Origin of the sequence: Pseudomonas sp. C6002 (assembly GCF_013385805.1) — a bacterium.
GTDB lineage: Bacteria > Pseudomonadota > Gammaproteobacteria > Pseudomonadales > Pseudomonadaceae > Aquipseudomonas.
Genome location: NZ_JACAPH010000030.1, coordinates 238,431 through 250,503, shown reverse-complemented (window position 1 = coordinate 250,503; position 12,073 = coordinate 238,431). Strand labels below are relative to the sequence as shown.

Sequence of the window (12,073 nt, the reverse complement as noted above, 5' to 3'; positions counted from 1 at the left end):
ACAGTTGGAGCCGGTTCCTACAGTTATTACGCTATTTACGGGTTAACCGATGTTATTCAACCAAGCCTCACGCCTGGCCAAGATCACCAGCCCCCTGGGGCCGGATGTGCTGCTGCTCAATGAAATGGGTGGCGGCGAAGAGCTGGGTCGGCTGTTCAATTTCGAACTGCAGCTGACCTCGCTGGACGCCAACATCGACCTCAACCAGTTGCTGGGCAAGCCCATGAGCCTGAACCTGCAACTGGCGGACGGTGGCGAGCGACACTTCCACGGCATCGTCGCCCGCTGCAGCCAGAACATCGACCTGGGCCAGTTCGCCAGCTATCAGGTGACTTTGCGCCCGTGGTTGTGGCTGCTGAGCCGCACCTCCGACTGCCGGATTTTCCAGAACCTGAGCATCCCGCAGATCATCAAGCAGGTGTTTCGCGACCTGGGTTTTTCCGACTTCGAAGACGCCTTGAGCCGCCCGTACCGCGAGTGGGAATACTGCGTGCAGTACCGCGAGACCAGCTTCGATTTCGTCAGCCGCCTGATGGAACAGGAAGGCATCTACTACTTCTTCCGCCACGAGCAGGACCGCCACGTGCTGGTGCTGGCCGATGCCTACGGTGCCCACGCCAACGTGCCCGGCTACGCCTCGGTGCCTTACTACCCCAAGGACGAGCAGCAGCGCGAACGCGACCATATGCACAACTGGCACCTGGCACAGGAAGTACAGCCCGGCTCCCTTGAGCTCAACGACTACGACTTCCAGCGTCCCAGCGCGAGCATCGACGTACGCTCGGCCATGCCGCGCCCGCACACCGCCGGCGACTACCCGCTGTACGACTACCCCGGCACCTACGTCAAAAGCGAAGACGGCGAACACTACGCCCGCACCCGCATCGAAGCCCTGCAAACCCTGCACGAACAAGTGGAGTTCAGCGGCAATGCGCGCGGCCTGGGTTCCGGCCACCTGTTCAGCCTCACCGGCTTCAGTCGCCGCGACCAGAACCGCGAATACCTGATCGTCGGCGCCCGCTACTACATCTCCCAGGAAAGCCTCGAAAGCGGCGGTGGCGCGCCTTCGGCCCAGTTCGAAAGCACCCTCACCTGCATCGACGCACAACAGAGTTTCCGCCCGCTGGCCAACACCTACCGGCCCATCGTCAAAGGCCCGCAGACGGCGCTGGTGGTGGGCCCCAAGGGCGAAGAAATCTGGACCGACCAATATGGCCGGGTCAAGGTGCATTTCTATTGGGACCGCCACGACCAGTCCAACGAAAACAGCTCATGCTGGATTCGCGTATCGCAGTCCTGGGCCGGAAAAAACTGGGGCTCGATGCAGATCCCGCGAATCGGCCAGGAAGTGATTGTGAGCTTCCTGGAAGGCGATCCCGACCGGCCGATCATCACCGGCCGCGTGTACAACGCCGAGCAGACCGTGCCTTACGATCTGCCGGAAAACGCCACCCAAAGCGGGATGAAAAGCCGCTCCAGCAAAGGCGGCACACCGGCCAACTTCAATGAAATCCGCATGGAGGACAAGAAGGGGTTGGAGCAGTTGTACATCCATGCCGAGCGCAATCAGGACATCGTGGTAGAGGTGGATGAAAGTCATTCGGTGGGGCATGACCGGAACAAGAGTATTGGGCATAACGAGACGGTGACGATTGGGAACAATCGAGTGCGCATCGTCAAGCATCAAGACATCCTCTCGGTGGGCCAGAGAAAGACCGACAGCATCAGCCAGAGCTACGTGATTGAAGTGGGCGAAAACCTGCGATTGGTCTGCGGTAAAAGCATCCTAGAGTTGAACGCCAGCGGGCAGATCAACCTGAGTGGCGTAAATATCAGCTTCCACGCCAGCGGCGATGCCGAATTCAATACCGGCGGCGTCCTGCACCTGAACAACGGCGGCGGCCCCGGCGCAACACCCGATGGTCAGGGCATGAAAGCCAGCATCGACGCCAATATCAAAGCCGCGTTCCCCGCGCCTAAAAGCTCCTGACGAGACCTGTTTTCCATGACGTACCGAATTAACGAATTTCAGTTCCAACTGCCAGCCGGCGAGCTGCAGGACGCTACGATCAATATCCTCAAGTTCCCCGAGCTGGGCACTTCCTTGATCATCAGCCGCAGCTTCCTCACCGATGGCGAAACCCTGCACAGCAACTTCGACGAACAGCTCAAACGCCTGGAAAAACAGGTGCAGGATTTGCGCTATCAACCGGGCGTCGGTGTCCGTCTAGGTGCAACAAAGGAAGTAGAAGGCATAGAGCTCCGCAGCCAGTTCAGCAAGGGCAGTGACAAGGTGTTCCAGTACCAACTGGCTCTGGTAATCCCGGGCACACGCAAGATGCTCGCCTTGAGTTATGTGAAGGCAGACAAGCTGGGCGATGCCGAGGCGGCGCACTGGGCGACGATCAAAAACTCATTGTCGTTCGACGCGATTTCCTGATGGGCACCATGCATGTCTGATGCTCTATGGGCCGCTCGCATGGGCGACGCGCTCTCCCACACCTCAATGATGGCCGACATCCTCGGCGGTGTGTTGGAGGTGGCGGCCAATATCGCGATCACTGCAGTAGCGACTGCTGCCGTGGTGGCTGCTACCGGTATCACCGTCGCTACCGGCGGACTCGGATGCGTCCTGCTCGGCGCAGTGGTGGGCACAGTTGTCGGCCTTCTCATGAGCAAGAGCGGGGCGGACAAAGGCCTCACCAATTTATGCGACAGCTTCAGCAACGCCCTGTTTCCGCCCACGGTACAGGCGAATATTCTCACCGGTGCCACCGATACCCTGACCAACAACCTTCCCGCCGCACGTGCCGCGGGGGCGATCAGCTCGCATGTCGCGCCAGCCGGAACCGAACTGGAAGAACCCGCACCCGAACCAGAAGCCAGTTATCTGGATATGGCCGAGAGCTTCTTCTCCCAAATGTGGCGCCCCACGGTGGCTACTCCCACACCAGGAGCCGTGCCCAAGCCTCTGGACTTGGTCACCTGCATGAAGCATCCACCGATGCCTCCGCAGTTCCTGGCCGAGGGTTCGGATAAGGTCACGATCAATGGCCAGCCTGCGGTGCGCAGTGGTGATCGTAGTACCTGCGATGCAACAGTGGTGTCGTCCGGGTTGATTTCATCGAACGTGACCATTGGCGGCGGGTCAGTGGTGGTGCGGGAAATACGCAGTGGCAAGACGCCGGGCGTGGGGTTGGCGGTCACCGCGTTACTGATGCTCAAGGGCGGCAAGGGCAAGTTCTTCAGCAAGTTGCCGTGCATGCTGATTGGCGGGGCTACTTCGATGGCCGTCAGCAGCGCGATGGACGCGATGACCAACGCTGCCATGGGCTCGTCGAATCCGGTGCATGCTGCAACGGGAGCGAAGGTGCTGGGCGGCACCGATGAACTGGATTTTGTACTGCCCGCCATCCTGCCGATTGACTGGCAACGCTTCTACAACAGCCGCGACGAACGCCCAGGCACACTGTTCGGTACAGGCTGGAGTGTGGCTTATGAAGTATGCGTCGAAATCCAACCTCATCCAGAAGGCGGTGAAGCGCTGGTCTACACCGACGAGCAGGGGCGCCCTATCGACATGGGCTCGATCCCGTTGGGGGGGGCGGTGTTCAGCCCCGGCGAAGGGCTCTCTGTGCGTCGGCACCTCAACGGGCAGTTGCTGATTGAAAGTGACGACGGCCTATATCGTTTGTTTGAGCCCACAGCCAACCCGTCGCTGCTGCGCCTGATTCAACTTGGCGACCGCAACGACAACCGCATTCATCTCGACTACGACCAGGCCGGACGCCTGGTACGCCTGCGCGATACCTTCGACTTGGTGCAGGTCGAGTTGATACGCGAACATGAGCACGTCACTCGCGTCGAACGCCTATTCCCAGATCAACGTCGCGAAGTGCTCGTCAGCTACGGCTATGACGCCAGGGCCAATCTGGCAGAGGTGCGCGATGCCTCTGGCCAGGTGCAGCGGCGCTTCACGTACGATGCCGGGCACCGAATGGTGGAGCATCAGTTACCCACCGGGTTGCGGTGCTTCTATGAATGGGCACTGATTGAAAACTCAGAGTGGCGAGTCGTCCGACACTGGACCGATGAAGGTGACTCCTACCAGTTCGACTATGACTTGAAGGCGGGCCTCACCCGTATCATCGACGGCTTACAGCGCGTCAGCACCCGACATTGGAATACTCAGCACCAGATCATTCAATACAGCGATAAGCTGGGGCAAACCTGGCTGTTCGAGTGGAATGACGAACGCCAACTTCTCAGCGCCACCGACCCGCAAGGTGGACGCTATGAATACAAGCATGATGACGCCGGCAACCTGATCGGCGAAACGGACCCGTTGGGCCGCAGCGATTCAACGTTGTGGCTTGAACACTGGGCGTTACCCCTGGTGGAGACCGACGCCGCCGGCAACAGTTGGCAGTATCGCTATGATCCTCGCGGCAATTGCGTTGCCGAAACCGACCCGCTGGGCCACATCACCCGCTATCGCTATGACGCCCACGGCCAGGTCGTGGAAATCATCGACGCCTCCGGTAAAAGCAAAAAACTGCGTTGGAATCCGTTCGGGCAATTGGTCGAACACATTGATTGCTCGGGTTATCCCACGCGTTTCAGCTACGACGAGCGCGGCTATCTGCAGGTGATCACCGACGCGCTTGGCGAGCGCACTCAATTCAGCTACGACCTCCAGGGGCGCTTACTCAGCAACCAACTGCCGGACGGTCGCATCGAGCTGTTTCAACGCGATGTCAGCGGCCAACTCGTGGGGTACACCGACCCTGCCGGACATACCACGCTCTACCAGCACAATCGACGTGGCCAGATAAGCCTGCGCACCGACGCTCATGGCCGGCAGGTGAAGTTCGGCTATGACAGCTATGGGCGCCTGCAAGCACTGACCAACGAGAACGGCGAACGTTATCTCTTTGCCTGGGACGCCGGGGATCGGCTGACTGAGCAGCAAGACCTCGATGGCAGTGCCAAAAGCTACACCTACAATCCACTGGACCATATCACCACGGTGACCGCCACTCCGGCCCCCTACGGCAACGGGCTAGGCCTGGTTCCCGAGACGCCGCCAGCGCCCATTGTCCATCAAATGGAACGTGACGCAGTAGGTCGGCTGATCGCCAAAACCACCGACGATGGGCGCACCGACTACGCCTACGACCCGCTGGACCAGCTCACCGCCGTCACCTTCACCGACCTGCTGGGCAATACCCAAGCCCTTGGTTTCGCTTACGACGCCCTCGGCCAAATGCTTGCCGAACAGAGTTCTATGGGCACCCTGCAGCACCACTACGACGAACTCGGTAATCTTATCCAGACCCAGATACCCGACGGACGCTGGCTCAATCGCCTGTACTACGGCAGCGGTCACTTGCATCAGGTCAATCTCGACGGCCAGGTCATCAGCGACTTTGAACGCGACCGCCTGCACCGCGAAGTACTGCGCACCCAAGGCCGACTCAGCACCCGCAGTGAGTATGACCGCAGCGGCCGTCTACGCTCACGCCAACACCGCCTTACAGGCCTGCCATCGTTGATGCCAGCGACAGCGCAAAAGCAGTTCGAGTATGACCCTGCCGACAACTTGGTCGGCAAGTTCGACCAGCAATCTGCCATACAACATCGCCAACTGCTGCACTACGATGCCACTGGCCGCATCATCGCCAGCCAGGACAGCCTGCACGGCCAGCGCGAAACGTTTGCCTACGATGCCGCCGCCAACCTGCTGGATGGCCCGCAGTCAGGCGCTGGGCTGGTCGTGCATAACAAACTGCTGACCTATCAGGACAAGCGTTATCGCTATGACGCGTTCGGTCGGATGATCGAAAAACGCAGCGCAGCGCGTGGCTTGCAACGCTTCGCCTACGATGCAGAAAGCCGGCTGATTGAAGTGCGCAATGAAAACGGCAGCGTAGTCAGGATGATCTACGACCCGTTGGGCCGACGCATTGAGAAAACCGAACATGGCAACGACGGCTATCCCCTGGGGGAAACCCGGTTTACCTGGGATGGGCTGCGGTTATTGCAGGAGCATAAACACAGCCAGACCAGTCTTTACATCTATGAAGATGAAGGCAGCGAACCCTTGGCTCGCGTTGACGGCACCGGGCCGCTGCAGAAAATCCGCTACTACCACAACGACCTCAACGGACTGCCGGAGCAACTGACTGAAGCTGACGGGCATAATGTCTGGCGCGCGACATATCGTGTGTGGGGCAATACGGTTGAGGAAGTGCGCGAGCCGTACTACATCGAAGAACAGAACCTGCGCTTTCAGGGGCAGTATCTGGACCGGGAGACGGGGCTGCATTTCAATACTTTCAGGTTTTATGATCCGGACGTGGGACGGTTTACGACACCGGATCCGATTGAGTTTGACGGCGGGCTCAATTTTTATCAGTACGCCCCCAATCCAATATCCTGGATTGATCCATGGGGACTGGCCCCCGAGCTTTATTACCTGATTGCGAAAAAGGACGGCTTTTATGACGAGATGGCATGGGGCCATAAAAAGCCAATAGGCCAAGTCTATTTGAAAAAAGGTGAAGTTTGGAAAGTCGGTGAAACCGTCAATCCGAATCGGCGATATACCCAAAAGTGGCTGAAATCCAAAAATCTTGCCTACAAAAGGGTTATGGCAGCACCGACGAAGGGCAATATGCAGGTATGGGAAAGATTAAAAATCGGAAAATATTTTAAACGCCGAGGAAAACTACCCCCGGGCAACAAATGCAGGCACTGACATAAGGAATACTTTATGCGAGTCGATACGACATCGGACTCACCGAGTTGGACAAAGGTCTTTGAAATCACCGACGAGCTAAATGGCCTGAGTGAGATTCTTGAAAAAAAGTATCCCACCCTCGACTGGGAACTGGCGGTCTGCATGCGATGCCTGCCGAAGAACCTGGAACGAAAAACATTTTGCCGTTATTACGCAAAAGACAAAATGTTCGGTCTGGATATCGCCATGGACGAGGAAGATTTTGTTCCACTGAAAAAAGACATAGCTGCTCAGCGCAAATTAATAGGTGCGGCATTCATTACATTTTTTGTTGAAAGTATTAAGAAATACGAGAAAAAACTCCCCAATCTGCAACCGGTATCGGCGCTACTAATTGCGGATGTACAGCAATGGTGTATTGAGAACGAGTGGACAGCTTGAAGCTCAACGATTGAGCAAGGATTGCCCACCCACAAAAAATGGGCACCCGACCCAGTCGGCGTGCCCATTTTTTATCCCGCGCTCACACTCGCATGTGCGTAGCGCAGGCTTCTTTACTTACGGATTGACGCTGTCTTTAAGCGACTTGCCTGGCTTGAACGCAACGGTGTTGCTCGCCTTGATTTTCACCGGCTCGCCGGTTTGCGGGTTTTTGCCGGTGCGGGCGCCGCGGTGGCGCTGCAGGAAGGTGCCGAAGCCCACCAGGGTGACGCTGTCCTTGCGATGCAGCGCGCCGGTGATTTCTTCGAGTACGGCGTTGAGTACGCGATTGGCCTGTTCTTTGGTCAGGTCTGCTTTTTCTGCAATAGCGGCTGCGAGTTCTGGTTTACGCATAAGTGAAGCCTCTTTGACGGTTTTTTGTTGTTATGTCCGTGCTGCTCTCTATCGGAGCAGCGCCCAAGGCGCCGCAGGCTCTACTCTGCGGCAGACGGGAGTGAGGATGGCATGCCATCGGGGCCTGCGCCAGTCTCACGGCGACCTTTCTACGGTCAAAATGATGCTTATTCCGACAGAACGACCAGCATTTACGCCAGCAGCGGCGGAAGTTCTTTGTTGAGGGCCAGTTTTTCCATCACGGCCGTGCCGGTCAGGGCGTAGCCCAGCAGTCGGCCGCTGGCGTCGCGGCACAAGGCCTTGATGTCGCCGCCCTGCCCTTCGACGCTCCACACGCCTTCGGTGCCCCGTGGCGGTGGCGAGACGACCAGCGGGCAGACCGGGGTTTTTACCGTGACGGGCATCGGGCCGTAGCTGACGGCCGTCGCGTTGCCCGCCAGGGTCTGGGCCAGGGCGCGGGCGCAGCTCATCAGGGGCATTACGTACAGCAGGTTCAGGCCATCGACCTCGGCGCAGTCGCCCAGGGCGTAGATGTTGGCGTGGGAGGTCTTGAGGTGGCGGTCGACCATGATCCCGCGGTTGATCTGCAACCCGGCGGCGGCGGCCAGGTCGACACGCGGGCGCAGGCCGATAGCAGACACCACCAGGTCACACTGGATCACTTCGCCATCAGACAAGTGGGCTTCCAGGCCGTCAGCGGTGCGCTGCAGGCGATTGAGCACCGGGCCCAGGTGGAAACGCGCCCCCAGGCCTTCCAGACCGGCCTGCACCGCTGCGGCGGCTGCCGGGTGCAGCAGGGTCGGCATGACTTGCTCGCACGGCGCCACCAGGTCGATCTCGTAGCCGCCGAGGATCAGGTCGTTGGCGAACTCGCAGCCGATCAGCCCGGCACCCAGCAACAGCACCCGGCGTTTTCCGGCCGCAGCGGCACGAAAGCGTGCGTAGTCTTCGAGGTCGTTGATCGGGAAAATCAGCTCGGCGGCGTCGCCCTGTACCGGCACCCGCACGGTTTCTGCGCCCCAGGCCAGGATCAGGTCGCGATAGGCCACCGCTTCCTCACCGATCCACAAGCGCTTGTGGCCCGGGTCGATGCCACTGATGCGGGTGTGGGTACGCACTTCGGCCTTCAGTTGCTCGGCCATGGCGCCCGGTTCCGCCATGCTCAGGCCGTCGGCTTCCTTGTTCTTGCCAAAGCCGGTGGAAAGCATGGGCTTGGAGTAGGAGCGCCCGTCATCTGCGGTGATCAGCAACAGCGGGGTTTCGCTATCGAGCTTGCGAAACTCCCGAGCCAGGTTGTAACCGGCCAACCCCGTGCCGACGATCACGACAGGTGCGTTCATTCCTTTCTCCTTGTAGTACGTTTCTTGAATTGCGATTTAAATCAGCAATCAGCCGATTTCGATCATTTCGAAATCCATTTTGCCCACGCCGCAGTCCGGGCACAGCCAGTCTTCGGGGACGTCCTGCCACAGGGTGCCCGGCGCGATGCCGTCATCCGGCCATCCGTCTTTCTCGTCGTAGATCAGGCCACAGACGACACATTGCCACTTCTTCATTACTTGTTTCCTCAGGTCCAGGCGCGTTGGCCGACGGTCGATAGATGCAACCTTGCCGTGCGGCTCAGGGCGTTTTGTACTGATCAGCAGGCGCAGATGCAAGCATGATCGACGCATGGGCATGGCGCACTCCGGCAAAAGTCCAGGGCACCATGGTAAGCTCGCCGCCTCATTAACTGCCAATAATGACCCTCCGTGCCGCATTCAAACGCCCTTCCCGATGCTTGCCGATGGCTGACCCAGAGCCTTCTGAGCCCACTGCCCGCGCCGCTGACACTCAACTGGCTGTTCGATGAAGGTTCGCTGACCCGGCGCCTGACGCGCCTGTCCGACGATGGCTTCAGCGTGACGCCGTTGTTCGAAGGCTGGCAGCCACTGCGAGACGACGAATGCGCCACCCTGGACTTGCCCGCCGCCAGCATCGGCTGGGTGCGCGAGGTGTATTTGCGTGGCCATGGCCAGCCGTGGGTGTTTGCCCGCAGCGTGGCGGCCCGCAGCGCCTTGCAGGGCGACGGCTTGCACATGGATGAGTTGGGCAGCCGGTCTCTCGGGGAATTGCTGTTTTGTGACCACGCCTTCACGCGCCAGGCCATCGAGGTACGCCGCTACCCACGGGAATGGCTGCCCCCGGCGGACCAGGCCGATCAACTGTGGGCGCGCCGCTCGCGCTTCGATCGCGGGCCGCTGAGCGTGCTGGTGGCCGAGATCTTCCTGCCGACCCTGTGGCAAGCCGTGCACGACCATCCGGAGCGTTTCTGATGTACCAGCGCCTGCTCAAATCCCTGAATCACCTGAACCCAAGGGCCTGGGACTTCATCCAGTTGACCCGCATGGACAAGCCCATCGGCATTTACCTGCTGCTGTGGCCCACGCTGTGGGCGCTGTGGATTGCTGGCAAGGGTTCGCCATCGCTGCTCAATATCCTGATCTTCGTGCTCGGCGTGGTACTCACCCGGGCCGGCGGTTGCGTCATCAATGACTGGGCCGACCGCAAGGTCGACGGCCATGTGAAACGCACCGAACAGCGCCCGCTGGTCAGCGGCAGGATCAGCTCGAAAGAGGCCCTGGTGTTCTTCGCGGTGCTGATGGTCATCAGTTTCCTGCTGGTGCTGCTGACCAACTCCATGACGATCTGGCTGTCTCTGGGCGGCCTCGCGCTGGCGGCCAGCTACCCGTTCATGAAGCGCTACACCTATTACCCGCAGGTGGTATTGGGCGCGGCGTTCTCGTGGGGCATGCCGATGGCGTTCACCGCCGAGACGGGCAGCCTGCCCGCCGCGGCATGGCTGTTGTACATCGCCAACCTGTTGTGGACGGTGGGATACGACACGTACTACGCCATGACCGATCGCGACGATGACCTGAAAATCGGGGTCAAATCCACCGCGATTCTGTTCGGCGATGCCGACCGGGTGATCATCCTGACCCTGCAGGGCCTGGCACTGGTGTGCCTGTGGCTGGCGGGGATGCGTTTTGAGCTGGGCGGCTGGTTCCACCTGGGCTTGCTGGCGGCGGCCGGGTGTTTTGCCTGGGAGTTCTGGTACACCCGGGACAAGGACCGGCTCAAATGCTTCAAGGCGTTTTTGCACAACCACTGGGCCGGGTTGGCGATTTTTGTCGGGATTGTCGCGGACTACGGATTTCGGTGAGAGGCCAGGCCCCTCACCCTTATCCGGCTCACATCAAGGCTTGGCGACCTTCCACGCCCCGTCCATTTTGCCTTCGCCGGTCATGTCACCGGCCTTCTTGTCCATGATGAAGGTGTAGAGCGGCTTGCCGCTGTAGGCCCACTGGCTTTTCTGGTCGTCACGGGTGATCACGGTCCACTTGCCCATGGGCTTGTCGGTGGATTCGGCCATCAACGGCGGCCAGTTGGTGGCGCACTTGTCGTTGCACATGGATTTGCCATCAGCGTCCTTGGCAAAGGTGTAGAGGGTCATGCCGTTGTGGTCCACCAGCATCCCGTCCTTGGTCATCGCCGGGTCTGCCGCAAACGCCACTGTCGGCAGCGTTAACGCGGCCGTTACCAGCAGGGCTTTCCAGGAAAAAGTACTGTGAGTCATGGGAACCTTCCTTTTGTGGTTGTCAGGATTCGGACCCAAAGCGTAGTCCAGAGAGGCAAGGATTGCCCAGGCGACTAAATTACTGTCACACGACTGCAATAATTCCGTTATCTAATGCGGCGCAAGACAGTTAAATGACAAGAGGATTTAGCATGGTTGGCAGGAGCATTCTGATCGTTGACGACGAAGCGCCCATTCGCGAGATGATCGCCGTTGCGTTGGAAATGGCCGGCTATGACTGCCTGGAGGCGGAGAACTCCCAGCAGGCCCATGCCATTATCGTCGACCGCAAGCCGGACCTGATCCTGCTGGACTGGATGCTGCCCGGCACCTCCGGCATCGAACTGGCCCGCCGCCTCAAGCGTGACGAGCTGACCGGGGATATCCCGATCATCATGCTCACCGCCAAGGGCGAAGAGGACAACAAGATCCAGGGCCTGGAAGTCGGCGCCGATGACTACATCACCAAGCCCTTTTCCCCACGGGAACTGGTCGCCCGTCTGAAAGCCGTTCTGCGCCGTGCCGGCCCCACCGATGGTGAAGCGCCTATCGAAGTCGACGGCCTGATCCTTGACCCGATCAGCCACCGCGTGACCATCGACGGCAAACCCGCCGAGATGGGCCCTACCGAATACCGCCTGCTGCAATTCTTCATGACCCACCAGGAGCGCGCCTACACCCGTGGCCAACTGCTGGACCAGGTCTGGGGCGGCAATGTGTATGTGGAAGAGCGCACCGTCGACGTGCATATCCGCCGCCTGCGCAAAGCCTTGGGCGACGCTTACGAGAATCTGGTACAAACCGTGCGCGGCACCGGCTACCGGTTTTCCACCAAAGGCTGAGCCAGCCCGAACTGCCCAGACAGCTGAAAGGACGCG

The 12,073-nt window shown here is 59.6% G+C and carries 11 protein-coding genes; 7 read left to right on the top strand and 4 right to left on the bottom strand.

Annotation, left to right across the window (positions count from 1 at the left end):
- The first annotated feature begins 49 nt into the window (after positions 1 to 49).
- Genes HX817_RS20830 through HX817_RS20815 form a run of 4 tightly spaced genes read left to right on the top strand, consistent with a single transcriptional unit; the run spans position 50 to position 7,183 of the window.
- Positions 50 to 1,990, top strand: coding sequence for a type VI secretion system Vgr family protein (locus HX817_RS20830; RefSeq protein ID WP_177041018.1), 1,941 nt, complete (start codon positions 50 to 52; stop codon positions 1,988 to 1,990).
- 15 nt (positions 1,991 to 2,005) lie between these two features.
- On the top strand, positions 2,006 to 2,440 hold the full coding sequence (locus HX817_RS20825; protein WP_003213356.1) for a DcrB-related protein: 435 nt from the start codon (positions 2,006 to 2,008) through the stop codon (positions 2,438 to 2,440).
- Positions 2,441 to 2,452: 12 nt separating this feature from the next.
- Entirely contained in the window at positions 2,453 to 6,760 is a 4,308-nt protein-coding gene (locus HX817_RS20820; RefSeq protein ID WP_177020306.1) for an RHS repeat-associated core domain-containing protein, read from the top strand.
- 15 nt (positions 6,761 to 6,775) lie between these two features.
- Positions 6,776 to 7,183 (top strand): hypothetical protein, encoded by a 408-nt coding sequence (locus HX817_RS20815; protein WP_102604051.1) that lies wholly within the window; start codon positions 6,776 to 6,778, stop codon positions 7,181 to 7,183.
- Positions 7,184 to 7,300: 117 nt separating this feature from the next.
- Here the strand turns inward: HX817_RS20815 and HX817_RS20810 are convergent, their stop codons facing one another.
- The 3 genes from HX817_RS20810 to HX817_RS20800 all read right to left on the bottom strand — a co-directional run bounded on the left by HX817_RS20810 (position 7,301) and on the right by HX817_RS20800 (position 9,132).
- Positions 7,301 to 7,576 (bottom strand): HU family DNA-binding protein, encoded by a 276-nt coding sequence (locus tag HX817_RS20810; RefSeq protein ID WP_003213368.1) that lies wholly within the window; start codon positions 7,574 to 7,576, stop codon positions 7,301 to 7,303.
- Between the two features lie 191 nt (positions 7,577 to 7,767).
- The gene (locus HX817_RS20805) at positions 7,768 to 8,916 is read right to left on the bottom strand and encodes an NAD(P)/FAD-dependent oxidoreductase (RefSeq protein ID WP_087693724.1); all 1,149 of its coding nucleotides are present in this window, start codon (positions 8,914 to 8,916) and stop codon (positions 7,768 to 7,770) included.
- A 48-nt stretch (positions 8,917 to 8,964) separates the two neighbouring features.
- Entirely contained in the window at positions 8,965 to 9,132 is a 168-nt protein-coding gene (locus HX817_RS20800; protein WP_003213373.1) for a rubredoxin, read from the bottom strand.
- A gap of 195 nt (positions 9,133 to 9,327) precedes the next feature.
- Here HX817_RS20800 and HX817_RS20795 point away from each other — a divergent pair, with 195 nt between their 5' ends.
- Together HX817_RS20795 and ubiA are read left to right on the top strand one after the other, a co-directional pair.
- Positions 9,328 to 9,891, top strand: a complete 564-nt coding sequence (locus tag HX817_RS20795) for a chorismate lyase (RefSeq protein WP_177041016.1) — start codon at positions 9,328 to 9,330, stop codon at positions 9,889 to 9,891.
- The gene (gene ubiA, locus HX817_RS20790) at positions 9,891 to 10,781 is read left to right on the top strand and encodes a 4-hydroxybenzoate octaprenyltransferase (protein WP_003213378.1); all 891 of its coding nucleotides are present in this window, start codon (positions 9,891 to 9,893) and stop codon (positions 10,779 to 10,781) included. The genes HX817_RS20795 and ubiA overlap by 1 nt, the downstream gene beginning before the upstream one ends.
- A 33-nt stretch (positions 10,782 to 10,814) precedes the next feature.
- On the opposite strand, the gene HX817_RS20785 is transcribed toward ubiA, so the two are convergent.
- Positions 10,815 to 11,195, bottom strand: a complete 381-nt coding sequence (locus HX817_RS20785) for a hypothetical protein (RefSeq protein WP_177041014.1) — start codon at positions 11,193 to 11,195, stop codon at positions 10,815 to 10,817.
- Positions 11,196 to 11,347: 152 nt separating this feature from the next.
- Between HX817_RS20785 and phoB the strand changes: the two genes are divergently transcribed.
- Positions 11,348 to 12,037, top strand: coding sequence for a phosphate regulon transcriptional regulator PhoB (gene phoB / locus HX817_RS20780; protein ID WP_003195617.1), 690 nt, complete (start codon positions 11,348 to 11,350; stop codon positions 12,035 to 12,037).
- The last annotated feature ends 36 nt before the right edge of the window (positions 12,038 to 12,073 follow it).